This window comes from Comamonas sp. UBA7840, from assembly GCF_002501455.1.
GTDB classification, from domain to species: domain Bacteria; phylum Pseudomonadota; class Gammaproteobacteria; order Burkholderiales; family Burkholderiaceae_C; genus Comamonas; species Comamonas jiangduensis.
Genome location: NZ_DLTI01000013.1, coordinates 63,302 through 88,094, shown reverse-complemented (window position 1 = coordinate 88,094; position 24,793 = coordinate 63,302). Strand labels below are relative to the sequence as shown.

Sequence of the window (24,793 nt, the reverse complement as noted above, 5' to 3'; positions counted from 1 at the left end):
TGCCCTAGCCCAGCGCCGTTGCAGCCAGCGTGATCAGGCCACCTGCATAGAACACTGGAGCATCATCGCCCTCAGGCGTTTGCCCGCCGCTGACCTTAAAGCAACCGCCGTGTGCAGCATCGGTCACATTCCCATCGGCCAGCACCGTACCATCTGCGGCCACCAACTCGCCCCAGCGCGGTGTGCCGGATTCCAGCACCATACTGCCCGCTGGGTCTGCTGGTGTGAGCTGCAGCAGGCCTGCTGCAGTTATCACGCCCGCAGGCCGTGCCAGTTGCACCTGCGCCATGGGCGTGCCGCCTTGCCCCATATCACTTGGGCGCGCTGTGCTGTAAAGACGGATGCTGGCATTCCCCTCTTGGGCATCCAACCGCGCCAGCGTGGCTTGCAGCTGGGCCAGCAGCAAGGCAGGGGCTACACGCCAGATGGGCTCTGCGGCGCTCATGCCTGCACCTCTGGCACCAAGTCATTGGCAGCCACTGCACGGTGCATGCCAGTGTGGTCAAACGCAATCACGAAGTAGGTTTCTGCCGCATCCAGGCGCTCAAAGCGGTAAGCGCCCGTGACTTTGTCACTCCACGTTTGCGCAACAAACACCCCATCACGCTGAATAAACAGGCATACGCGCCGCCATACGTGTTGCAGCAACTCGCCTTGTTGGGCTTGTACGGCGCCGTAAATCACGCCATAGGGCATGCCTAGCAGATCACGGCCACCCCGCAGATCCTGGCTGAAGATGGGCTGCCAGATCATGACCAGGGGCCTTCTACATCGATAGCACAAATCCGCCGCCATTCTGCATTGGTGCCATAGGCAGACGACCCCGCAAACAGCCAATGCAGACGCCCACCGATGTCAACTACCGCAGGTCCTGGAGTCAACACCTCCACGCCGGTATGCATCAAATGCATGATCGCTGGCATTGGCGCGCGGGTAGCTTCCAACCGCTACGCGCAAAAATTTCTGCGCGCCCACCAAATTTCCAACCCCCACCCCTGTGGCTGAACCACAGTAACCATCTTCACCGCTTGCCGCCGCATAAGGCGCAAGCAACGAAACAAACGCCCCCTGCGACATGATGGCGCCATCCAATGAGCGCGCCACCCAGATATTCTTACTCACAGCCGCCGTGCACAGTGAGGCCGCACCACTGTGCCAAGACTCACTAGCAAACGACAGGGTATCAAGCTGGACAGACACAGAGACGGCGTGCATGTCCGAAGCGTTCAACGCATCAAACCGACCAAACCAGCGCATAGGAGATGCCACACGACTCTCGGTACTAGAAACTACAGGCATCAACCCTACATACATCAATCGCTCATCAGCAACAACCAACCACCGAGCGGGCCGTGCGGTACCAGAAGCTTTTGACCATGCCGAAGTCGCCACTTGCGCAGTCGTTGGAAACATGCCAAGCCCAGTGTCCACGTCTGACATCGACTCGTAGCCCCGGACAAAGCTGTGCGTTCCCTGCGGGTCTTGCACCCTCAAACAATGCCCCGCCCACTGCGGGGTGCCCGGCATGTACACCGCCTTATTGGTTGCGGGATCTGCAAAACGCAGCAGCCATCCCGCCGGTGCCAGCTTGACCGTAATTGCCGCGCCAAGCACCGTGCCATCTGGCGCATCAATCGGAAAGCTCACGCGCAGCCCATCTGCAGAAACTTGCGTGAGCTTGTATTCGCCGTTGTAGCTGGCGTCGGTGCAGCCTGCTACATCAATGACACACATGCGCTTCCACCCAGTGGCAACAGGCACTGTGATCTGCCCCAAGCCTTGCGTCACTACAAAGCTGCTGACTTGCTGCATGCCAAAGCCGTTGACCAGACAAGCTGAGAGCACTCCAATCAAAGTGCCTGCTGCCTCGCTCAAGCTGGGCGCCCCCACCATCTCGCTGGTGAAAAACTTGACACTGGTGTCTTTAGGGCTGCGTGAAGATTGCATACTTACTTCTCCAATCAAGGCTGCGCAGCGCGATCAACGTCGCCGCGCACCGTCAGTCCAAAGGTGTAGTCAGTGCCCACCGCCTCGCTGGGCTGCACAGTGCGAATGCAGGCAAACGGCTGCATGGCGCCCACTGTGTTGATACGCAGACCGTTACCTATAGCCCAGCCCGCACCCCAGCCGCCAGCTTTAACAGTGAAATAAGGCACACCCGCGAAGCTCTCCGTCTTGGTGTTGGGGTTGATGGGCGCAATGTCAGCTGCGATGGGGAAAGTGCCCAGGTTGCCCACATGCTCACCAACAACCTCCACCGTGGTGGCGTTGGTGAACTTGAGCAACCAGCGCTCAGACAATGCCCCGGCATTGGTCACCACGATAGGGAAAGCCGTGTCGTTGTATTGCGCAGGGGCCTGATTACCCACCACGGTGTCAGACCAACTGACCGCATCAATGGTGGCTTGGTCAAACAGATGGCTCACACGTGCACGGATGGTGCCGGTGTACAGGGCACTGCTGACCACGCTGCCTGCGGGAAAGTGGTGGCTGAGCGCCTTGGTCAGCGTGAGCGTGCCGTTGATTTGCACATCAGACACTCGCGCCATTTCTTCGATGCGGTGGTGCACGCGCACGGGCTGGGCCCAGCCGGTCACGTCTGCAATGCTGACCAGACCAGCATCCAGGTCCACGCTCCAGCCGCTCTGGATTTTGTGACCATCCGCCCCTACGATCCACACCCGGCTCAAGCGTGTGCGTGCGCAGTCAATGGTCTGGCCGTTGCTTAAACTGGCTGCAGGCAACACTGCGGTGTGGCCTACCACCACGTAGTAGCCGTTGCGAAACACCGGCACACGCCCATCGCTGGGCAGGCGCACGGGGTCCATGCCAATGATGTCGGCATCCAGTGGCAGGTACACATAAGTCACGCTGTTAAAGCGCAGCGTGGTCGGGTCTACGGGCAGCGGCTTCCAGATCTTGCCCGCCTGCACAGCGCCCACATCCGCCGCGTCATACCACCACTCGGCACGCTCGGCATCAGTGAGCGTGGCGGCATCCACAAAAGCACCGAACTGGATTTCTGCCAGGCCAGCCTGGTAGTCAATACGGCCACGACTTTGCGCGGTGTTGAAGTAGCCCTCCAGATCCGGCGTTAGCGTGATGGCGTTGCCATTGGCGTCTGACAGGTTCAGGGTAATGCCTTGGACGGCCACGGGCGCAGCCGGTGTGCGAAAGAACACACTGCCTGCCGTCCAGTCCTTGCGGCTGGTCCACAGACTCTCCAGCACCAGCGGGGATGCCGTGGTCACCACATAGTCATTCAGATAGGCAATGCCTGCGGCATAGTCCATACGCCCCGCCACAGTGCCGGGGTTGCTGGAGGTGCGGTCGCGGATGATGTCTCCATCCACATCGATGTAGACATGCCCCAACCAGGTGAACTGCACGCTGCCGGGCACCACGTATTGGCTGGTGTAGGGACACAGGTCAATACTCAGCGCAGGCGGCTGCCACGACTGCACGGCAGTCAGCGGACTGGCAAAACTTTCTGCATACGTCACCTGCACCGTGCTGGCTGCCAGAATCTGCTCAGACACGGCCACGGTGCTGCTTTGCCCACCCTTTTGTGCGGCGCTGTTGCTGACACTGCCGCCGTTCATGGTGGCATTTTCAAAGGCTGTGCTGTTTTCGTAGCTGCTTTGATAGCCCTCGGTGCTGGCATCTAGGTCCACCAGTTTCACGGTCAAGCTCTTGCCCGCGTAGTTGATGGTGCCGCGCGCGCCAAAGCTGCCTGCGGCATCGTCGGTCAGCACGTGCGTCTGCAGCTCTTGCGTTTTGCTGCTGGCCACCGTGCTGGTGCTGTAGGTGGCCTGCTGGCTGACACCGTTTGGAATGCCATACTGGCGCACCAAAGGCTTAAAGCCACCACTGCCCTGTGCCAGCGCACCAATGTGCTTGCCGCTGCCTTTACCTGCAGAGGCCCCCGTGCTGCTGCCGCCACTGCTGGCGGTGACGTTGCGTGCTGTCACCCACTGCACCTGCACACTACCAGCGGCAGGCACGCTGTCTAGTGCGATGGTCGCGAAGCCTGCCGCATCGGTGCTGGCCGCCACATCCTTGGTGATGATGGTGGCGTACTGGTAGCTGATGCTGAATTCACCTTGCGCATCGATCCAGGCCGCCAGGGCGGGCTTGATCAGCAGCTCGCCGCTGGCGTAGTTGATCTCGCCAACTGCATCACCAACCAACACGCCCATAGTGTCAGTCGCGGTTTTAAGCTGACCAGCGCTTTCCCACTGAATCTGCAGCGTGCCGGGTTTGATACCCGCATGATCCAACTTCAGCATGTACTCAGGCTGGCGCACTTGCAGCAAGGTGCTGCTGCGATTAACAAAGCCTGTGGTCTCGCCCCACTGAAACAAGATGGCAGAACCCACATCAGGCAACGCAGGCAGTGTGATAGCAATAGAGCCATTGGTGTAGTTGATGGTGCCCACGGCATCCCCCACCAACTCACCCGCGCCATTGTCTTGGCAGGTGTACCAGGTACCCAGCACCATGAAGCTCACCACCACCGTGCCAGGGCTGGGGAAGGGGCGCAAGATGGCCGTCCAGCTATAACCCCGGTTTTCTTGGCCCACCTTGAAACGGTACGTATGTGGCGTGATGGGCACCGTCACCTCACGCGGCCCTGTAGCCAGCGTGATGCTGCGCATGGCAGCGGGACGCTGGTCCAGGTTGACACGTTCGGTGCGGCTGCTAGGCACCAGCTGGGTGTAGATGCTGGCCACCTTCACTTGCCGCGCCGGGTCGCCCAGGGTGTACGCTGCCGTCATGGGCGATGCACCGTAAAACTGCATGGCATCAGCCACGGTGGTGTCACGGATCATGGTGGCACCTGCAGTGCGCGTAAACATGCGGTTGGGTTCACTACCGACAAACGCCTGGTTCAGGCGACCGCCAATCTCACAGGTAGTCACAAGAGCCTGATAGTCCACCACGCTGCTACCGTTCGAGTAGGAAAAGGTGCGCTCTACCGTGTCGGTGCGGATGATGCGCACAAACTGGCGCTTTTCTGCTGGCTTGCCTTCGTCTTGCACCAGCACCAGCGTGCGGCCGATGGGCGGCGCAGCAGTGCCTATGCGATGGAAGATCTGCACATTGCCCTGCCCCTGCACGTGGTTACCCAGCAAGATGCCGTTCCACTCGGTGCCTGCAATCAGGTAGTTAGCAATGGCTGTTGCAATCTCGCTGCGTTTGGCAAACGGACCACACGCTGCAATCGTCACGCTGACATTAGGGTCGGTGGCGGGTTGGTCGATGATGATGTTGGCATCCATCAGCGGCTCCGTATTACCCGTCTGCACCGCACCGAACAGCTGGCGAATGCTGACCTGCCCACCGGCGCGGGTCACCTCGGTGACGTCATCAAACACATCGTTGCTCTGCCCCCATCCAACCACGTTGCCCGTGGGGCCGCCACCACCCTCTGGCACGTCATCCATGACTTTGGATTTGAGCAGCTTGATATCGCCGTCTTGAATGCTGGTCATTGCACGCCTGTCCTTGTTCTTAAACCGTAATCAGTCGCAGCGTGGCGACGTAGGGGTTGGTATTGGCAGGCAACTCCGGCCTGCTGATGGGTTGCGCATCGATCGCTTCTTCTGGCGCAAACATCACCGTGAACTGCTCACCTGTAGCCAACATCAGTGGGTACTGACCACCCGGCACGTCCGCGAGCGCACGCACGGCCAGCAATGTGGCGCGGCGGATCCAGCCCTGGTCTTGCGCACCTTGCAAGGTGATGGGGCGGCCTGCCACCTTGGGCACCACATCAATGATTTGTGCGCCGGTGATGCTGCGCTCAACGCTGCGCTGGGCAGCGGCCCAGGCGAACTCATCCACCCACAACATGCCGCTGGGCAAGGCAATACCGTTCAGGAAGTGCGAGGCCATCAGAAAGAAGCTCCTGTCAGTTTGGCGCTGCGCTCCAACTCGCTCATCAATTGCTGCAGCACGTTGCTGCCTGCCGCATCTGTTTGGATAGCCCCCAGCTCCCGCCCGCCAAGCGAGATTTCATGACGGTGCACCTGCGTAACCAGCTGCTGCGCGGTGTTGAGTTGCGGGGCGGATTGGGCCTGCTGGGTTGGCTGCGCGCCAGGCTGCTGGGGCTTTGCGGCATTGGACGCCTGCTGCAGCTTGATCTGCTTGCGCGCGCCTTCCATTGCAAACTGGGTGACCGCATACTGGTAATTTCCCAGCTGGCCTCGGCTTTTCACGTCAAACGGGTTTTGTTCTTTGTACTGGCGCTGCCACTCTTTCCACCAGGCATCCAACTCGGCCTCGGTTTGGATGTTGGCGGGCACCAGGTTCTGAATGGGGTTGGTGGTGCCACGTTGGGCAATGTTAGGGGAGCCAAATGGCTTGGCCCCGTCGCCTTCCTGCGACTCGGCAGCACGGCGCATGTTGTGGATGCGCTGCCCCGCGCGATCAGCAGCCCGCCCCACTTTGTCAAAATCACCCACCATGCGCCCTGCAGCACGGGCGGTGGCACGCTCGGTGCTGACCACAGCCTTGCCAGCGCGATCTAGCGCAATCTCATAGCCCTTGACGGCAGCCTCGGTCTTGAGCCAGGCTGGGGCAATTCCACCATTGGCGGCAATGGTGCGCTCGGCCATCACCTGCCAGGCCTGGGCAATCCGCTGGGGTGGCTGGGTGCCGTCTTTCTCCAGCCGCTTGAAGGCCGCAGATGCCTGGTCTGCCAGGCGCTGCAATTCCTTAGGCGTCTCCAACCCAAGGTCAGCGTAAGCCTGGTCTATCAAAGCGGCAGATTCCGCGGCTTTCTCTGCAGATCCAGCCAGCCTGCGCTGGATGCGATCAATCTCGATCAACGTCCTGGCGGCTGCCTGCATGTTGCCGCTGACCACCAGCTCTGCGTACTCAGCCCGCAGTTGCTTAACCGCCTGCGCGGCCTGCGCATCTGCCTGTGCCTTGGCCTGGGCTGCAGGCACAGCATTACTCTGCGCTTGGGCGACAGCATCCACACCCTGGGCCAGCTGTTGTAGCGCGTCGGCGGTCTGGGCTGCTGCAGGCGCGGCCTGTTCAACCGTCTCAGTCAGCCCCACCCAACCATCGCGCGCCAGCTCTGCACCTTCTGCCATGGTGTTGAAGGATTCATCAGCCTTTGCTGCCAGCGCCTGCGATGCCGCCCAGGTTGCCTCTGCCGACAAGCGCACCTCCGCCGCAGCTCGCGCATAGGCCTCAGAGATCGCGCCAAAGCTGACCTTGCTCAGCCCGTCATACAGCAGCGCCAACCCAGACTGAATATTGCTGGCCACACCCGCAAATGCCTCACCCACTTTGTAGATGACGGCCATCACCGCGCTGGTGCCTGCAGCCATCACGCCCCACGCCATGCGCACGGCGTTGCCCGCATTGGTGGCAAAGGTAGTAACGCGCTGGAAAGCCTCTCCCACCTCGCTGGCCATCACCTGTAGGCGCATGATGATTTGATCCACATTGAGCGCGCCTAAAAAGGCCTGCACACCCTTGATGCCATTGTCAAAGGCTGATGCCAGTACCGACCCCATACGGGCGACGGTGCCGTCATCCACCAGGCGGCGCAGGGATACGGTCAACTCCTCCACACCTTTGCGTAGCACGGGCAGCACCGGCGTGTTCAGGGCCACCACCACCGAATCCCACACGCTACCCAGGCCCGTCAGCGCACCCTTGAGGTTGTCAGACATGGTCTTGGCCGCATCGGCCGCACTGCCTTGGGCGTTGCGCAGGCTCTCCGTCAAACCATCCAGCGCACCCATGCCCTGGTTCAGCATGGCCCGCAAACCAGGGCCCGCCTCCATACCCACCGCGTTAATGGCCCGCTCACCCGCAGGACCGCTGGCGGCAAGCTGGCGCAGTGCCTTGTCAAAGTCAGTGGTCACAATCCCCGCAGCACCCAGCTCTTGGCGGAACTTGCTGGCTGGGTTGGCAAACTGGCTCATCACGCTGTTGAGCGCCGTACCTGCACGGCTGGCATCAATGCCCGCATCAGCCAGCTTGCCAACCATCGCCACGGTACTCTCCAGGCTCACACCCAGCGAATTGGCCACGGGTGCGGCATAGCTCAGCGCCTGCGCCAGCCCTTCCACGCTGGTGTTGGTGGCGTTGGCCCCCTTGGCCAGCACATCGGCCACGCGGGCGGCATCATCAAAGGCCAACCCCATGCCCATGACGGCCTTGGTCACATACTCGCTGGCAGTGGCCAGCTCCACATCACCGGCCTGCGCCAGTGCCAGCACGGCAGGCAGCGCCTTGATAGAGTCGCCAGCGCTCAAACCCGCCTTGGCCAGGTTTTCCAAAGCACCTGCCGCTTCGACACTGGTGTACTTGGTACTGGTGCCAGCACCTTGCGCTGCTTTGGTCAGCGCAGTCATCTCCTCAGCAGTGCCGTCGGTGGCAGCCTTCACACGGCTCATGGCGGCTTCAAACTCTGCCGCGCCCTGAATGCCGCCTGCAAATGCCTTGATGCCAAAGTAGCCCGCAACGGCAATGCCCACCGCCTTGATCTTGCCTTCAAGGCGGCCCAACACCGCAGACGCATTGTCTTTGGCGTTGATAACGATCTGAATGGGTTTAAATGCCATGGGCTTTTTGAAAGTGCGTGCTTACGGTTTGCGCTGTAGCCAGCGGAAGGCCACAGGGCAAACCGCCCCAGCGGTGTGCTGGGCGGTTTACAAGCAGGGGTTAAACAGCAACGGGGCGGCCGTTGCAGTAGATGGCTTCGGCGTTAGCAGGCTTGAGCGCCTCCAAGCCAAACTCCATGGCGACCACGTCGGTGCCTTCAGCAATCAAGGGCAGGTCACCATTGGGTGTGAGCGTGACCTTGGGCAGATACCAGTCACGATCACCGCCGGCGGCGTTGTCCGAGACAATGCGCAGCGCACCTGTCAGCTCAGCCGATGCGCCAGACTTGACCGCGTCATACGTGGCCGCCACTGGCTTGTAGCCAAACAGCACATCGGTGGCGACAGCAATGGCACCCCCAGCCAGGATTTGCACGCGACCGGTGGCCAGGTCTACGTTGTAGTCCGTACCCGCCACCAAGGCTGTGCCGCCAGACTTGAGGGCTACGGTCACATCTGTCACATTGCGCACGCCCAAGGGGTTGGCAGCAGTAGCGCCCAGCTGGTATTGGCGGCCAGGCAGCACCTTGCGCTCTTCACCAGTGACAGGCGTTGCGGCCTGGCTCTTGACTTCGTGCGTGCCAGACAGCCACAGCGCAGCGTTTTGCGGTGAAAAGTTGTCGCAGTTGAGCGTGCCGGTGCGGTCCACCTGAACCACCCAAGCACCGTCTTTTTCGCGCAGCCCACCTTGGCTGCTGAAGTGCTCTGCCTTTTCAGTGGCAATCGTGAGGGCTACGCCGGGGCAGTTGCCCAGGTCAATCTCACCAGTCAGCTGCTCGCTGGCGTCATAAGGGTCAAAGTACACACGCCCGCGGGCAATCAGGTACTGGCTTTTCTCGTGCAGGATGGGCATGGGAATGCTCCAGAAAATGGGGTTAAGACTGGCCGTCGAAAACAGCCGCTGTGGTGAAGGTGATTTCGTAGCCAACCAAGCCAGCCTCGCTGAAAGCTGCCTCAGTCACACGGGCCACCTGCAGCTCGGTCCAGCTGCGCGTGGCATCGTCGGGGCGCCAGTTGTGCAGCGCGCCGATGGTGGCCACCAGCGCAGCATCAAGTTGCTCAGCTGCTTGGTCGCTTTTTTGCACCACCAAAGTGACTGACCACTCAGGCTGCAGCGTTACAGCAGGCTTGCGCACCTGGGGCACACTGGCGCCCCCCATACGCACATCCACCGCTGGTACGCCACGGCGATCAGTGGCCACCGTGGCACCGCGAACCTGCCAGCCCGTAAAGGCAGCCAAGGCGCGCAGCCGGTCTTGGATGAGTTTTTCAAGGGCCAGCATGGGCACCCTCCGTAAGCACGACGGGAAAAGTAGCCCAGCCCGATGCATCTGGCACCACCGGGCCAGTGACCCGGCAGGGCTGGTTGTTGATGCACAAGCCTTGGCTGCCCTCTGCAATGCCTGGTGCGTTCACCACACACATGGAAACGGTGTGGGTGACTGCCGTAACTGCTTCAGGCAAGTAGCCCTCATCCAGGCCACGTTTGAAAACCACTCCAAAGGCATGCCCTGTGCCCTGCCACGTTGCCGTGGCGTTGGACAGCAGCTGGCTCACCCCCTGATTAATCAAGGCATTCACAGCAGCAAAGGGCGCAAGGTTGTGCGTCATGGTCGGCCTACTCGCTTAAGCCTTGCGCTTGCCGCGTTGCAGCATGCCGGGGCGGGTGCACATGAACAGCGGGTAGCTGTACACCTCGGGGCGGGCCCAGGCCTGGCGGTCTTTGTCCACCACCACCATGGCGTACACGTCCTGGCCGGGCGTGTTCACAAAGGGCAGAAATTCCGCTGGCGAGAAGCCCACCTTGAATGCATCCGGCGCACCCACGGGGAAGAACTGGCATTCATCGTCATTGATAGCCACGGTGCTCTTGTCGTCCGTGCCCCGGTAGTTGATGAAGTCGATGTTGCCGTAGCGGAAGCTACCAAACGCCTGGCCCACATCGTTGCGCAGCTCGCTGGCACCTTGCTGCTGCAGGTAAGTGCCACGGGTTTCTGCGTTGCTGGTCAGGTCGTCATAGAACTTGTCGCCGCACAGGGCCACGGCGCGGGTCATGCCCGGCAACCAAGCGCCATGGCTGCCGCGCATCATGGCGCGGATCACTTCGTTGCACTTCACGCGGATCTGGCCCTCTTCTGCCGTAGCCGCCGCAAAGTCAAAGTTGATGGTGGCTGGGCGGGCAATGCCAAACTGGGCAAACCAGTCATGCAGCTCATTGCCTGCGGCGTCCATCACCTTGCCCTGCACTGCGCCCAGGCGCATGTGCTCGTGCGTCAGTTCTACCGCTGCGCGCAAGCCCGTTGTGCCATTCATCATTTCGGCAATCTGGTTCTGCACGCCTTGCAGTTCGCTGGTTTCGCCAAAGGCGCGAATGTTCTGCAGCTCATGGGCATACAGCGTCTTGCCGCGCGCAATACGGTTGGTGGCGAAGTACTTGATGGTGCGCTGCTCACCCTTGCCTTCGTCCAGCGGTGCACCACGTTCGCTGACGGGAATCAGCGACAACATGCCGCCCTTCTCCTCCACCGCAATGGTGGTGGTGCGTGAACGCTCGGGGGTAAAGATGTTCATCTGCCCCAGCAGTTGCGGCACATAAGGTGCCTTTTGAATGGCCGCAGACAAAGAAGTCATGCTGAAAGCGGCGTGCGATGCCAGGAGTGCGAGGTCTGCCATGTGGTTTACCTTTGGTCTTTCCGGCGCAATCAGCGCGCCACAATGCCCACTGCGGCCAACTGGCCCAGTGCTGCGGTTTTTTGGGTGGGGGTGATGGCTGCAGGCCAGATCAAGGCGGCAGCCTCCACCTCTGCATCACGGGCCGTAATGACGGCGGGCTTGTCGCCCGCAGTGGCGTCCACAGCGGCAAACAGCACCGCTACAGCGATGTGGCTGCCGTCTGGTGTTTCACCTTCGCCCGTGCCATTGGCGGGGTCTACAGGCACGTACTTGCCTGTGGCTGCCACCTTGCCCAGCACAGTGCCGGGGTTGCGTACTACGCCTTCAGCTAGCGTGACCACATCACGCGAGCGGGTGCCGTTGGCTTCGCTCACCAGGTAGCAAGCCGTGCCGGGTTGTTGTTGATCCATGATTTGCGCTCCTTTTGAATGAGGTGTGCTTTAGTGGCTGGACACGCCAAAGGCCTTGTCCCAGCCTGCGCCGCTGGCTTGCGCTTCAGCTGCACCGCCTTGTGGGGCTGCGGCTTCTACGCCCGAGACGTTGGGGTTGCCCATAGCGGCCATCGCTGCAGCGAACTGATTGCCAGCAGCGGTAGTTGCAGAGGCAGGTGCTGCATCCAAAAAGCCCTTGGCCTGCTCAGCACTCAGGCCCGTGGCAATGCACTGCTGGGTAATGGCGGGGTTGGCTGCCGCATTGGCATGGCTGGTAATCGCCGTGACACGGGCACGCTCTGCAGCGGCGCCTTCGGCACGGGCCTTGTCCAGATCGGCCTGACTGGCGGTAGCAGGTGCTGCTGCCGTGGTGGTGGTCGTAGTTGCACCAGCGGGCGCAGCAGGAGCTGCGGCCGCTGCATTCGCGGATGCTTCAGACATGGAGGTTTCCCAAGGTTGGAGTGAAATGCCCACAGCAGTAGCCACCGTGGGGGTGCGTCGGGTTGCCAGCTCGGCCACCACCGCATCGACAGTGCCAATGCGGTCAGCCAAACGCGCAGCCACTGCGGCCACGCCCCGGTAAACGCCGGCGCGCGTGTCGCGCACGGCTTGCTCATTCATGCCGCGGTGCTTGGCCACGGCTTGAACAAACATTTGGTACAGCCCCTCAATGTCGGCCTGCAGCGCAGCGCGCACGGCATCAGGCAGGGGCTGGTAGGGGTTGCCGTCGATCTTGTGTTCGCCAGCAAAGATGTGCGATACGGTGATGCCGTCATTGGCCAGCGCCCGGCTAAAGTCCACATGCCGCATGACCACGCCAATCGAGCCCACGTACGACGTGTTGGTAAGCACCACCTCATCGGCAGCACTGGCAGCCAGGTAGGCAGCGCTGGCGGCCATGCCATCGGCCACGGCCACAATGGGCTTGCGGCCACGGGCGGCGTAAATGCGCTCGGCCAGCTCAAACGCCCCAGCCACCTCACCGCCGGGGCTGTCCATCACCAGGGCAATGGCGTGCACATCGCTTTTGCCCAGCGCGTCTTCCACGTCTGCGGCCAGGTCGTTGTAGCCAATCAGCAGGCTGCTGTCGGCTGCCAGCTTGGTGCGGTGCACCAGCCCACCCATGGCACTAATCACCGCCACACCATCCACCACGCGGTAACCGCGCTCGGTGCGCTCGCCACGGCGGGTGGTAAACATCTCCGCAGGCAAAGCGGCGCGGGCGGTCAGCTCAGCCGCATCAATCTGCAGTCCATCCACACCCAGCAGGCGGCCACCCAGCCCGGCGATGATGGCGTCCAGCTTTTGCGGGTGCAGCAGCAGCGGCGTGTTCAGCAAACGGTCTGCCAAGTGGGGATAGGTGCGGCTGCTCATGCTTGGCCCTTTGCGCTTGCACCGCTGTCGCGGCGCTCTTTGTTGTCTTGCTCGTCTTGGTCGGGCGCATCCGGTGCGCTAGGGCTCACCACCCATGCGGCTTGCGCAGGTGCTTGCAGGCCCAGCTCCGCACGGCGCTGGGCTTCAATACGCTGCTGGTGCAGCACCTCTTCCCAGTCCAGCCCCTGCTCTGCGCACTCTTGCTCCAGGGTGGAGACGCCAATCTCCAGCCGCAGCTTGGCGGCGGTGATTTCTTTCACCGGGTCTACCCAGCCCTTGCCGCCAAACACAAAGCGGCAGCGCGTGTAGGCGTAGCGGTTGGCGTAAAAGCCAGGCGCATCAATCACGCCAGCGTTCACCGCCTCTTCCAGCCACAGCTCATAAATGGGCTTGAGCCAGTTGGCTGTCAGCCAGCGGCGGCGGCCATGAAAGTAGCGCCATGCCTCAAGCAGTGCCGCACGGGCGCTGCTGTAGTTCACGCGGCTGAAGTCTTTGGCAAACAGCTCATAGGGCAGGTTCATGCCAGCGGCAATACGGCGCTCTACCGCCAGCATGAAGGCGTCAAACGCCACATTGGGGCGGCCCGGCGTAAAGCTGTTCATGCGCGCCCCCACGGGCAGCGGGATGACGGCTGCCCCCTGCAACTTGCCAATGTTTTGTGCCTGCTTGACGGATGTGCCCCACGCCGCACGCGGGTCTTGCCCAAACAGCGCACCGGCAGATTCAGGGTCTAAATCCGACTCCAAAAACGCTGCCACCAAAGAATTGGCCAAGCTGGCTTGCAACTCGTTTTGCGCGTACTTGCCCGCCATGTGAAATTCGCGCATCACCGCGCTCACAATCGGGCGGCCACGGGTTTGGCCCGTGCGCTCTTTGGCGTGCAGGTGAATCACGCGTCGGCGGCCCCAGGGCGTAAAAGCGGGCACACGCTCCCAGCGGCTCAAGTCTTGCACCTCATCACCACGCAGGTACAGCGCATCACCGGGGTGCGCGGCCTGAAAGTGGTAAGCCAGCGGCGCGCCATCGCGGTCAAACTCCACGCCACGGCGAATGCGGGCCATGCCCTCCAGGTACGGGGGCGTTTGCAGGCGGTCAGACTCAATCAAGCTCAGGCGCGTGGCCCAAGGGCTGTCTGGGCGCGGCAGCCATTTGGGAATGGCTACGGCATCGCCATTCACCATCTCGCCCCCCAGGGCCAGCACCGTGAGGCCCAGCAAATCCAGCGTGCGGGCAGCATCGCAATCCGTGGTGTCGGCCCAGCTGCGAAAGTGCGCCTCTACCTTGTTGCCCCACTCGCGGGCTTGCTCGGGCGACCAGCCCAGCAGGCGGTAATCCGGCAAGGCCGACAAGCGCAGTACCGCACCCACAATGTTGTCACGGTGGGTTTGCAGGCCACCGGCCATCAGCCCATCGTTGCGGGCCAGGTCACGGCTGCGGCTGGTCAGCGTGTCCAGCTCGGGCAGCAAATCGGCGTCAGGGCTGCCTGCAAACGGCTGCCAGTCACGCAGGGCCAAGTCAGAGTGCGATGCGCCCTGGTACGCCGTCATGCCTGCACCTGCTGTAACAGACGCAGCGGCACGCTGGCGGCGGTGGTGTTGTTTGCTGTTGCGCCCCATGTGCTTACGCCAGGTAAATGGGGCCACGGGTGACACCGCCAGAGCGGCGGGCCAACTCTTCATTCACGGCACGCAATTGCCGCTCAATGTCTGCAGGGGCTTGGCCAAACTGCACCGAGCGCCCCTCCCCACTGGCCGTGGTGGGCAGCGTCAGGCGCGCTTCCAGCGCGGCCAAATACGTGTCGCGCTTGGCTTGAAGCTGTTCGGTAGTGAGGTGGCTGTAAATACCCATGCGCCGATGGTCGGCGGGGTGCTGCGAACAAACCAGACGAACTAGTTCTCTAAATTTTGTCGCAGGCTGCTAGGGCTTATGCAGCAAAGATTCAGAAAATTAATTTAATAGCAAAAAGATGTTTTTATCACTACATCAATGACTGCCATACTGGCATCTTCTCTTTGGCAACAATGTCCTTGAAAAATTCGGCAAATGTTTTCACGTTCTCTTCTTGAGCAAAGTCCACGATCACACCTTTTTTAGGTTTTAGCGCCTCTGGAACTACGAGGTAAACGTTATGCTCTCTCATCATTTGTACTGCTGCAACCGAAACTTTTTCATCCATCGTGGCAAGGAATACCGGACAGCCACGCTTTTCCATGGTCACCTGCTTCCAGCGCTCACGCAGCGTAGTTTTGGCAGAAAGTACCAGTGCATGAGGTGAATTAGCCTGGTACAACTCCACATTCGGTAAGACAAAGTCTGGCCGTAAGGAGCTGACCACCCTCTGCTCAGCATACGGCACCTTCCCTGCGTCCAGCAATGAGCGAATATGCGTTTCAAAACCAGTGCCGACACGCGCCTTGCGCTGCTGTGAAGCATTGAGCATTTCGGAATAAAAGCCACTGAAGTCACGCACAAGGCGCGTCACCATACTGCCCACGGTTGGCACAGCGCCATCACCAAGCAGCAACTTGATCAGCCTGGCTCCCCGAGTCCGCACCTCATGCTGCCGGTACAGATCAAACTCAATTCCAGAAACGATGCTGCGAACAGCATCCCCGGGCTTGTCCAGCGTCATCGGGTTGAGCGTGCAGCGCGGATTCTGGTCCAGCCATAACTGGCGCGCCTGATTGCTCAAAGTCTCTGCAGCAGGCATCTCGGCATACTTCCGCAGAAAAAGATCGAGATGGCCTGACTGCACAGCTTCAATTGCTTCATCGATAAAGCTCTGAAGCTCATCAACCTCACGCTCAGGCAAGGCTCCATCCGCAGGCGAATCAAAAATGCCAGCCTGAAAGTCAGGTCGCAGATCAAACCGGGACTCCACCAGCCCATACACAGTGCTTGCAGAGTCGACCAAAACTGCCTGTAACTGCATTTCTGGCATTTGACTTGTACGCCCAAGCACCAGCAATGATGCAGGTCCAGCCTCAGCAAACAGATGCTTTGGCAACACTGTCAGGTGTGTTTCGGCCCCGCTACTCTTGCCCGTGAATCTTTTGTAATGAGCAGGCTTGGTATGTTTAGCTGACTGTGGCCAGGAAATGCGAATGGGCAGCTGAATATTTTTTCCATTTTCCGAAGGAGCATGCAGCTCAGTGTCTTCGGGGAAAAACAAACCATTACGCAGCTCCGCCGGTATGTAAATACCTGCTTGATGATTTACAGGTGGAGTCCATGCCCAGCCGCGGTCATTTCTGGAAAGCTTCTTGATCGCAATCTTGTCTGACGCCTGATACAGCGCATCCAGCGCCCGCAGCAGCTCCAGATCTGCCGTGCTCAGCTCGCCTGTTTCTGCGTCAACCGCTGCACCCATACCTGCAGTCAGTGCATCAAACAGATCTTCTGTCATCCCCGCCATTACCATCCTCCCCACGGATTTTTTGTACCAGCCCTGCCAGTGCGGCATGTTGGCCATTTTTTCTCAGCGTGCATTCCCAGACAACGATGACGCGCCACCCGGCCTCTTCAAGGGCCTTGATGGCGGCCAAGTCACGGGCAACGTTCTTCTCGAACTTTTCAAGCCAGAAGGCCTGTCGAGACTTGGGAGTGTAAGCAAGTGTGCAGCCGGGGTGGCGGTGCCAGAAACAGCCATGCACAAAAATGACGGTGCGCCACTTCGCCAGAACAAGGTCTGGCGAGCCTGGCAGGGAACGCACATTCAGCCGGTAGCGAAAGCCCTGTGCGTGCAGATAGCGGCGCACCAGCAACTCGGGCTTTGTGTCTCGCGACCGGATGCCTGCCATCATCCGGCTGCGTGTCTGACTGTCTACAACATCTGTCATTCAGTAATGATGACTGAAGCTTCAGAGCTGAGATGTTATTTTTTAGACTTCATGACCTTCAGCAGCTGGGGCACCATATGCCTTGCAATATCTTCAATCACAGGCACAGCCACAGAATTTCCAAACTGCTGATAGGCCTGCGTGTCGCTGACGGGAATGACATGGCTGTCGGGGTAACCCATCAGGCGTGCACATTCACGCGGCGTCAGGCGGCGTGGGCGCAGGCCCTCTCCGCGGTCAATCAGCACCTCACTGCCATCCTTGTGGTAGCGGGCAGACAGCGTGCGTGACACATCATTGGGGCCCACCAGACCAAAGCCAAAGCCATTGCCGGCCTTCTGATGCTTTTCCTTGTATGCCTGCAGATAGGCCCACAGCTTCTCTGTCAGGATGTACTTGTCTGGCACCTTGCAGGCCTGATGGTCAAAGTAACGATTGCCATCGTGTTCGAGAAACGGCTCCGTGCCATCCGTGCGGTGCAGAATTTCCTTGAGCTTCGGGCCCTTGTCCACGTCTGGCAGATCCATGGCCAGCAGGCTCCAGTCCACATCCTTGCGGAAACCGGCAATGAAAATACGCTCACGGTGCTGCGGCAGGTAGCGCTTGGCATCAATGATGCGAGGCTCCGGCACGTGATAGCCCAGTGCCTCAAGGTGCTCCATGATCACGCGGAAAGTATTACCCCGGTCGTGCGACCGGAGGTTCTTCACGTTCTCCAGCAGAAAAGCAGCCGGGCGCTTTGCCTTGATGATGCTTTCAATATTGAAGAACAGCGTGCCCTGCGTCTCATCATCAAACCCGTGAGCACGCCCCAGCGAGTTCTTCTTGGAAACCCCTGCAATCGAAAACGGCTGGCAAGGGAAGCCCGCAAGCAGCAAGTCATGATCAGGCACATCAGCAGGGTCTACCTGCGTAATATCACCTGCCAGCTCATGCCTGTCGTGAGGAAAGTTAGCCAGATACGTCTGATTGGAATATTTGTTCCACTCAGAAGTCCAGACGCACTCGCCCCCTGCAGCCTCAAAGCCACGACGTAATCCACCGATACCGGCGAACAGATCAATAAAACGGAATTTGGAAGTCATTTATCAGTTAGCAGCACTACGCCAGCAGAAGGCTTAAGTCAGAGCTGACTGATTGGTCAGGCCGGAAGTGGCCCGCCTGCCCAGTTACAGCGCCTTCAGCTGCGCAGAAGCTTAATCTTTCTAGTATAGGTTGAGTCCCCCGTCCACACTCTCGCCGGGGCATGAAATCAGAGCTTCAGAGCTGCACACGAAAATTCAGATAAAAACAGCCACCAGCGCTTACCCAGAAAGCGCCAGCAGCTATCAAAACCTGACCGCCCAACCCTCACACAAACACGGCGCGGAAAGTGTCGGGGGGCAATGGCTTGCCGTCGTGCCCGATGTGGGGTGGTATGGGCGCGGCCACGGCGCTGGAGGTGGTGGCTGGGGCGGCGCTGGCTTTGGTGGCGGCGCGCAGTTCGCGCACCTGGGCGCGTTCGGAGAGTTGGTGGGCGCAGGCGGTGACCAGTGCGGCCAGTTGCGCGTCGGAGGGGATGACGTCGTGCTTGGTGATGTGCTGGACGAGCGCGTTCAGGGAGGTGACCATCTGGTCGTCCCCCACCACCTGCGCCTGGGGAATGGTGGGTTGGCCGTCGCGGTCGTAGCCAAAGCTGAGCAGGTAGCGCACACGGCGCCAGTCGCTGTTGCGGCCGGAGGCAATGGCATCAAACACCGTCTGGGTGACTTGCGCGGCGGCCTGGGCGGCCAGGCTGTGGGCCAGCTGGATGCGTGCGGGGTCGTAGGCGGGCTTTTGCAGCTCGGCCTCCATGCGGTTGAAGGCGGCGATGAAGGCCAGCTTCCAGCGCAGCGCCTCTTTGCCGGTGAAGCCCATGGCGAGGAGCATGAAGCCTTCTCGGGTCATGCGGTAAGCAGGTGTTTTCCTTGTGCCCCCATTGCCCAAATCAACATCTGTCTGCATCAGCCCAAAATTGGGCGCATACCCTTCAGGCATTTCGGCCAACAGATTCTTAATTGCCCGCAACACATGCGTATGGCGCTTACCAAAGAAATGTGCGACTTGCAGGCTGGAGGTAGTGATGATGCCGTCGTGAACAACAAGCTCAGGGCTAGCAGAGACAGCGGGGACGGAAGAATTGATGGAGTCAGCCATGACGAGGCTCCTTTGTGACAGGTTTTGTACCCATCACCTCCCCGACCAAGAGAAGGTGGTGGACCGTGCAGGGTTGGTCGACCGGACAAAGGAACCGGCACACCCTTGCGGGTGTCCCCACACGGCCCACCGTAAACCGGAGCCGTGTGCGTGCGCAGACACGCTTAGAAAGCAAAAAGCCGCAACCAACTTGTTTGTGGCGCGGCTGCTGCGCCTTTGTTACCGGGCGACCAAGCCCAGATCACGCTTACGGGCGTGATTTGCGCATTCTAGTACAAGCGCTGCCCTAAGTCTGCTTTGCGCATCGGCGCGCCAACCTTTTGCCAAGTTTCCTTGACAGGAAGGCTCCCCGATATCAGGATCGCATCATTTTGTTACCAACAGTATTGACATGGCTGAATATAAAAAAAGGGTCGATTTTGCAAATTTTGTTTGTCATTTTGGAAATGATGAGCTTTTGACTTATTTGCATGAAATTGTGATACCTGCATTCACTGTAAATCACGTTAGGATTTATGGAGAAGAACGCATGTTTCTTCATAATGTTGAACTGTTAAATATTCAAGAAAACGGAAACAATGAACTGGTCGTTGCAGGGCAATTCGTTGTTGATACAAAATATAAAAGAACACAGATATTTTCCGAGAAGATCATTCCAAATGAGGCTTCTATGGAGGTCGCTCTTTCCTCTTTCTTCGTTTTAAGACTTAGGGATCATAAGTTAATTTATATCAAAGAAGTTTCTGGTGCACCTGGATTAGCAAAATTCAGAACAACAATTGAATCATTCTTCCGAAGAAGTAGAAATGATTATATTGGCAAGTTGTTTGAAGATTTAAAACAACAAAAAGAAATTGGTCTAATCGACAAAAGAGTGACAAAGAAATCAATTGCTGAATCTATTGGCATTCCCGTTTTGGAAATTGTTGCTTTGCCAGGTAAAGGAAGCTTATCCTCATTCATTAGTCAATTCAAGACATTAAGTGAAATTAAAGTTAGAATGGTGAAACCAAACAATGAGCTTGATAATTCCGAGCTTTTTGAAGGACTTCGCTCAGTGAATAAAAAACTTGACTCAGAAGTAACTACAATCACCTATCGAAACCCCGAGGGTCTAGCCAAAGATAATGTTGAAGAAGAACTTGAAGGTGCTTTAGATGGAAATTCAGAATTAAAATTCAAAGGCCTTCGAGAGGATGGAAGCAAGCTTAATGGTAGCAATGAGGACTTTACTGTTAGTATTCCAATTGAAAAAATACCAAAAGACAGAAAAACAGCAGCCACACTATTTAATACAATGTTTAAAACACTAGTTAGTAAAGGGACGCTTTTTGTAGCGAAACCAGTTTTAAACATAAAACATGAGGATAAGCTAAATGAGCTTGCCCAAAGTATCAGCGAATGATTTTATTGACCCTGCAGGACTCCATAATGAAAAGTCCATGTGGGATTTATATAAGTTATCATTCAAATTCCCTTCTAGCAAATTTAATACACTTGCTTTTTTGATTGCTTTTTTTAGTCTTATATTTTATTGCTATTACATCAACCCAACAACATCTGATTTATCAAAAAATATTCGTTCCACTCTTGCGTTTGGAGCTTCATTAGCACCTGCTGTCATCGGTTTTTTAGTAGCAGGATTTACTATATTTGTAACCGTAACAAAAGTTGAGCTATTCAACTTCATGGCAATAAGGAAGTACAAAAAAACCAATGAAAGCTATTTAAAATATAACATGTCAGCTTTTATGCTGTCATTTATACATTACTGCGCTTTTATTTTTACATGTGCAATCCTAACCATATTCGCTCAGCCAAATGGCCCTCTAGTATTAATAATTAAATATTTTTTCAATCTAATTCCAACCTGTGTTGGTTCAAACTTTTACGAAGATTTTCTAAAAATATTCTTTTCAATATTTGGTGCATGGTGTATTTATCTAATTATGCTTCTCAAAACTTTTGTGTTTAACATCTATCAAGTTCTTTGTACAACTGTTAGATGGTCATTAGAAAGTGGCGAAATGGCAAAGATGCGTGAATAAAAAAATACTATTCATATTATGAGTCTATGGCCTTTTAGCCCAATCATCCATGGCAGGCAATAGCTGATACGTCTCTCTTTTCCCACTCATAAGCCCCCCATTCAATCCACCAGCAACCTCTGCACCCACCGCACGCTCACCCCGTACTCCCGCGCCAGCGCGCGGGTGTTGCGGCCATTGAACTTGGCGCGCACTTCTTGCGCCAATCGTTCCCGCTCCATGACCCGGGGGTTGCGCACATAAACGGTGGTGCCACCCAGGCGCTGCACGACGCGGGTGACCAGTGCCTCGGTCAAATCTTCCACCCGCTCCACGCCGTGGCACACGGCAGCGGCGGCCAGCTCTTCACGCAGCACGGCGATGGGGTCTAGCTTGTTGCTGGAAACTGAGGGGGTGGGGGTTGCGTTACTCATAGTGCTGGTGCGGTTGTTCATTGTTTTGATAGCTGGTTGCGCAGGTGTGGTGGTCATTGCAGGCTGATTGGGGCAAATATGTCTTCGTCTGCCGTGGTGGTGGCAGGCTGCGCTGGCTGGTGCTGCGCGGGGGCGGCGGGCGGTGATGGCTGTGCGCCCTGCTCTTGGGCTGGTGGTGTGCTGAACAGGTCTTGCGGGGGCTGCACGGTTTGCTCCAGTTGCAGCCATCTGGATTCGGGCCATTTGTGGATGCCGTGGGCCATGGCGGCGTGCAGGGCGTAGTTGCGGCAGTCCAGCACTTCATTGCGCGGGCGGCGTTTGACCCATTTGTAGGTGTCTTTGCCGTTGAGTTTGGTGAGGATGCGCTGCTCTGCGGTGAGTTGTTCGTACCACTCGCGCTTGAGGTCTGTGCTGGTGTGGACGTAGCCGGGGCCAGCCTCTGTAATGGCAAGCTGGCCCAGCAGCAGGTCTTTGGCGTTGTCTACACCCACCAGCCAGAGCTTGATGCCGTGTTTAATTTTGCGGCCACGGTGGTTCACTTCCTGCAGACTGCTGGGGCCGACGATGGCACGGCTGTCGTTGTTGTCGCCCTTGATGGCGCGCAGGCCGGGGATGCGGGTTTGGGCGCTACGCACCCAGTTGTAGACGCTTTGGGTTTGGTCGGACGAGTCAATGCTGACGGCGCTGATGCCCAGACTGCCGCCGTGCCACGCCTGGGGGAAGCGCTGGAGGAGGTATTGCTCCAGCGGCTGCCAGTCGGCGTCGCTGGCGGGGTTGCCGTAGAGCACTTCGTGCGCGACGACCCAGCTTTCCAGCCCACGGGTCCAGCCCCAGACGGTGACTTCCCACCGGTCACGCTGTACGTCTACGCCTGCGGTGAGCAGCAGCGCGCCCTTGGGGACGATGCCCAGGCGGTAGTCTTCTGCCCGGGCTTGCAGGGCGTGTTCGTCGCTGCTGTCGCCCTTTACTTCCCAGGTGTCGCCCAGCGTTTCGTTGGTGAAGCCGGTCATGGGGGCCATGTCACCGGCTTGCAGGGCGCGATGGGCTTTTTCAAACTCATCAACAATGCTGGCCCAGGTGCGCTGGGGGCTGTAGGCGGCCCAGACGTGTACGCCCAGTGTGCGCGGTGGCTTGCAGGGCTGGCCCTGTGCGTTGCGCCAGACGCGGTCTGCGCCATAGCGCATGCCGGTTTTTTTGCACACCCAGGTGCCGGTGAGGGGCCAGCCGCCGGGCAGGTAGTCTGCCTGCGTGATGCTTTGGTGGCAGTGGGGGCAGATGTGGTGCACGGTGTCTGGCCTGCCCTTTTGCCATTTGAAGCCGTAGGGCAGGTGTTTGCCGCCCCACACCAGCGGGTGGTCTGCACCGCAGTGGGGGCAGTCGATGTGGTATTGCACGTAGGCGGCGGACTCTTCACACGCGCGCTCTACGTGGCACAGGCCTTTGACGCGGGGTGTGCTACCGCCCACAAACTTGGGGTACGGCGCGCCCTCCAAGCGGCCTTTGGCGAGGGTGCCGGGGTCGCCAGACTTTTCAATGGTTTGGTCAAACGCACTCCACTCATCCAAGATGGAAACGGCCACGGTAATGCGCCGGTAAGCCCGCGCTGCCTTGCCGCCCAGCAGGTGCAGCACGCTGTCGCGAAAAGGTTTGTATTTGATGGTGTCTTCCACACCCTTGCCCTGGCGGCGTGCGGCTTGCACGGCGGCTACGCCATCCAACACCGGCTCAATCTCGCTTTTGACGTAGCTGTCTCGGTCATCGTCGGTGGGCTGCCACAGGGCTTGCTTGCGGCGGCGATGGGCGATGTTGTAGGCCACGAAGGCAGTGATCATCTTGGTGTAGCCCACGCGCTTTGACTTTTTGACGGCAAGCTCTTCGATACGGTCGTCACTCATGAAATCCAGAATGCCCTGCTGGAAGGGCCAGCCCACCCAGCCGCCCTTTTGGTGGCTGGATTCACCCGCCAGGATGAAGTGTGCAGCCGCCCATTCGCTGAGGGTTTGCGGCACTTCAGCGCGCAGGCTGGACAGGCCCAGCTCTGTGGCGGACTGGATGGCGGCCATGGCTTCTGACGGGAACGATACGGTCAAGCTGCACCTTCGCTGATATCAAGTGCGTCGGCCTCATCTGCCTCTGACTGGGCCATGCGGTCTAACGAGTCGGCCACCAGCTTGGAGGTGGAGCGGATCCATTCGTTACGCGCATCGGCAATCACGCGGAGGATGACCATGCGGGCTTCTTCGGGCAGGTCTGGGCAGGCTTTGCGCAGCTGGCCTTCAAGCTGGTCCAGCCGGTCAACAATGGCGGAGCTGGCCAGGGCGAGCACGTCGGCTAGGATGCCGATGGGGGCGTACTCGCCGCGGGCGACGGCGTTTTTCAGCTCCTGCGATTCACGCTGGGCGCGGGCCAAACCGGCGCGCTCTTGCACCAGGTCCAGACCCAAGGTTTCACCCAGGCGGCCTGCGGCCTGGTCGCGCAGGTGTTCGCAATAAGCAACCATCCAGGCATGGGCACATTCACCACGGGTCAGCACGCCATCGCTCACGCGCTTGCTGATGCTGGCTTCGCTCACACCCACCATCTGCGCAAATTCTGCTTGCGAAATGTGAGCATCCAAATAAGGCAGAACCTTCACTTAACCCCCTTAGGAAACTTGCTGAACAGTCCGACATCGCGGCTCGAATTACCCGCTTCCGGACTGGCCGGGAAGGACCCGCGACCGGCGCAGCCCACGGTGCAGGCGGCGGCCATCACAGCTTGGCCTCCATGCCCAGCGCCATGCGGGCCGACATGGCGCTGTAGCGGCAGATGCTGGTGTCACCGTTCTTCAGCCGAGCCACGATGCGGCGTGCCCATTCCTTGCCGTCCTCGCGTGGGGTGATGGCCTTGCGGATCTCGGTCTGGCGCGCCAGCTGCTCTGCCACCACCGCAGGGTCTGTCTCTGGCGCAGGCAGTTGCTTGAACTGCGGCAGTGGGCAACCGTTGGCAATCGCGCGGAACTGGCTCACGTTGGGGCAACGCTCAGGCAGATGGCGCAAGGCGTAGCGCAGCGGCTCCAGGTTGTTGGCAAAGCCCACCAGCTCACTGCCCCAGTCGCTTTTGACGAGGTTCATGTCCACACCGTCCCACTGCCGCAGCCACGCTGCGCCGTAGCGCACCTGCAGCTTGCCGAAGATCAGCTCGATCACGTCGGTAAAGGTCTGCTGCTCCACG

General features: G+C 59.0%; 24 protein-coding genes. 2 read left to right on the top strand and 22 right to left on the bottom strand.

What is annotated here, in order from left to right; genetic code table 11:
- Positions 1–4 precede the first annotated feature (4 nt).
- The 18 genes from B3R00_RS03635 to B3R00_RS03550 all read right to left on the bottom strand — a co-directional run bounded on the left by B3R00_RS03635 (position 5) and on the right by B3R00_RS03550 (position 19,119).
- Positions 5–445: a hypothetical protein gene (locus B3R00_RS03635; protein WP_286997495.1), complete on the bottom strand. Its 441-nt coding sequence runs from the start codon at positions 443–445 to the stop codon at positions 5–7.
- Positions 442–753: a hypothetical protein gene (locus B3R00_RS03630; protein ID WP_286997493.1), complete on the bottom strand. Its 312-nt coding sequence runs from the start codon at positions 751–753 to the stop codon at positions 442–444. Before B3R00_RS03630 ends, B3R00_RS03635 begins: the two co-directional genes overlap by 4 nt.
- A 102-nt stretch (positions 754–855) precedes the next feature.
- Positions 856–1,947 (bottom strand): hypothetical protein, encoded by a 1,092-nt coding sequence (locus B3R00_RS03625; RefSeq protein WP_286997491.1) that lies wholly within the window; start codon positions 1,945–1,947, stop codon positions 856–858.
- A 14-nt stretch (positions 1,948–1,961) separates the two neighbouring features.
- Positions 1,962–5,495 (bottom strand): hypothetical protein, encoded by a 3,534-nt coding sequence (locus tag B3R00_RS03620; protein WP_286997489.1) that lies wholly within the window; start codon positions 5,493–5,495, stop codon positions 1,962–1,964.
- A gap of 19 nt (positions 5,496–5,514) precedes the next feature.
- Entirely contained in the window at positions 5,515–5,898 is a 384-nt protein-coding gene (locus tag B3R00_RS03615) for a hypothetical protein (protein WP_286997488.1), read from the bottom strand.
- Positions 5,898–8,588, bottom strand: a complete 2,691-nt coding sequence (locus B3R00_RS03610; RefSeq protein ID WP_286997487.1) for a phage tail tape measure protein — start codon at positions 8,586–8,588, stop codon at positions 5,898–5,900. Before B3R00_RS03610 ends, B3R00_RS03615 begins: the two co-directional genes overlap by 1 nt.
- Positions 8,589–8,688: 100 nt before the next feature.
- On the bottom strand, positions 8,689–9,480 hold the full coding sequence (locus B3R00_RS03605; protein WP_286997486.1) for a hypothetical protein: 792 nt from the start codon (positions 9,478–9,480) through the stop codon (positions 8,689–8,691).
- 22 nt (positions 9,481–9,502) lie between these two features.
- Positions 9,503–9,910, bottom strand: coding sequence for a hypothetical protein (locus tag B3R00_RS03600; RefSeq protein ID WP_286997485.1), 408 nt, complete (start codon positions 9,908–9,910; stop codon positions 9,503–9,505).
- On the bottom strand, positions 9,897–10,238 hold the full coding sequence (locus B3R00_RS03595; protein WP_286997484.1) for a hypothetical protein: 342 nt from the start codon (positions 10,236–10,238) through the stop codon (positions 9,897–9,899). Before B3R00_RS03595 ends, B3R00_RS03600 begins: the two co-directional genes overlap by 14 nt.
- Positions 10,239–10,253: 15 nt before the next feature.
- Positions 10,254–11,300, bottom strand: coding sequence for a major capsid protein (locus tag B3R00_RS03590; protein ID WP_286997483.1), 1,047 nt, complete (start codon positions 11,298–11,300; stop codon positions 10,254–10,256).
- Positions 11,301–11,329: 29 nt separating this feature from the next.
- Positions 11,330–11,710, bottom strand: a complete 381-nt coding sequence (locus B3R00_RS03585) for a head decoration protein (RefSeq protein ID WP_286997481.1) — start codon at positions 11,708–11,710, stop codon at positions 11,330–11,332.
- Positions 11,711–11,740: 30 nt separating this feature from the next.
- The gene (locus B3R00_RS03580) at positions 11,741–13,105 is read right to left on the bottom strand and encodes a S49 family peptidase (RefSeq protein ID WP_286997479.1); all 1,365 of its coding nucleotides are present in this window, start codon (positions 13,103–13,105) and stop codon (positions 11,741–11,743) included.
- A complete protein-coding gene (locus tag B3R00_RS03575; RefSeq protein WP_286997477.1) occupies positions 13,102–14,784 on the bottom strand; it encodes a phage portal protein in 1,683 nt (560 codons plus the stop codon). The genes B3R00_RS03580 and B3R00_RS03575 overlap by 4 nt, the downstream gene beginning before the upstream one ends.
- The gene (locus tag B3R00_RS03570) at positions 14,726–14,953 is read right to left on the bottom strand and encodes a hypothetical protein (RefSeq protein ID WP_286997476.1); all 228 of its coding nucleotides are present in this window, start codon (positions 14,951–14,953) and stop codon (positions 14,726–14,728) included. The genes B3R00_RS03575 and B3R00_RS03570 overlap by 59 nt, the downstream gene beginning before the upstream one ends.
- 130 nt (positions 14,954–15,083) lie before the next feature.
- Positions 15,084–16,511, bottom strand: coding sequence for a type II restriction endonuclease (locus B3R00_RS03565; protein WP_286997474.1), 1,428 nt, complete (start codon positions 16,509–16,511; stop codon positions 15,084–15,086).
- The gene (locus B3R00_RS03560; RefSeq protein ID WP_286997473.1) at positions 16,492–16,944 is read right to left on the bottom strand and encodes a very short patch repair endonuclease; all 453 of its coding nucleotides are present in this window, start codon (positions 16,942–16,944) and stop codon (positions 16,492–16,494) included. Before B3R00_RS03560 ends, B3R00_RS03565 begins: the two co-directional genes overlap by 20 nt.
- Before the next feature lie 35 nt (positions 16,945–16,979).
- Complete coding sequence (dcm, locus tag B3R00_RS03555) at positions 16,980–18,029, bottom strand: DNA (cytosine-5-)-methyltransferase (RefSeq protein WP_286997472.1); 1,050 nt, start codon at positions 18,027–18,029, stop codon at positions 16,980–16,982.
- 265 nt (positions 18,030–18,294) lie between these two features.
- Positions 18,295–19,119, bottom strand: a complete 825-nt coding sequence (locus B3R00_RS03550) for a Rha family transcriptional regulator (RefSeq protein WP_286997471.1) — start codon at positions 19,117–19,119, stop codon at positions 18,295–18,297.
- 391 nt (positions 19,120–19,510) lie between these two features.
- Here B3R00_RS03550 and B3R00_RS03545 point away from each other — a divergent pair, with 391 nt between their 5' ends.
- Positions 19,511–20,524, top strand: a complete 1,014-nt coding sequence (locus B3R00_RS03545; protein ID WP_286997470.1) for a hypothetical protein — start codon at positions 19,511–19,513, stop codon at positions 20,522–20,524.
- Positions 20,496–21,167, top strand: a complete 672-nt coding sequence (locus tag B3R00_RS03540; protein WP_286997469.1) for a hypothetical protein — start codon at positions 20,496–20,498, stop codon at positions 21,165–21,167. Before B3R00_RS03545 ends, B3R00_RS03540 begins: the two co-directional genes overlap by 29 nt.
- A 101-nt stretch (positions 21,168–21,268) precedes the next feature.
- Here the strand turns inward: B3R00_RS03540 and B3R00_RS03535 are convergent, their stop codons facing one another.
- The 4 genes from B3R00_RS03535 to B3R00_RS03520 form a co-directional block, all read right to left on the bottom strand.
- The gene (locus B3R00_RS03535; protein WP_286997467.1) at positions 21,269–21,580 is read right to left on the bottom strand and encodes a Mor transcription activator family protein; all 312 of its coding nucleotides are present in this window, start codon (positions 21,578–21,580) and stop codon (positions 21,269–21,271) included.
- 53 nt (positions 21,581–21,633) lie between these two features.
- Positions 21,634–23,643, bottom strand: coding sequence for a phage terminase large subunit family protein (locus B3R00_RS03530; protein ID WP_286997466.1), 2,010 nt, complete (start codon positions 23,641–23,643; stop codon positions 21,634–21,636).
- A gap of 23 nt (positions 23,644–23,666) precedes the next feature.
- Positions 23,667–24,215 carry a hypothetical protein gene (locus B3R00_RS03525; RefSeq protein ID WP_286997465.1) on the bottom strand — a complete coding sequence of 183 codons (549 nt, stop codon included), beginning with the start codon at positions 24,213–24,215 and terminating at the stop codon, positions 23,667–23,669.
- A 115-nt stretch (positions 24,216–24,330) separates the two neighbouring features.
- Positions 24,331–24,792: a hypothetical protein gene (locus B3R00_RS03520; protein ID WP_286997463.1), complete on the bottom strand. Its 462-nt coding sequence runs from the start codon at positions 24,790–24,792 to the stop codon at positions 24,331–24,333.
- Position 24,793 lies beyond the last annotated feature (1 nt).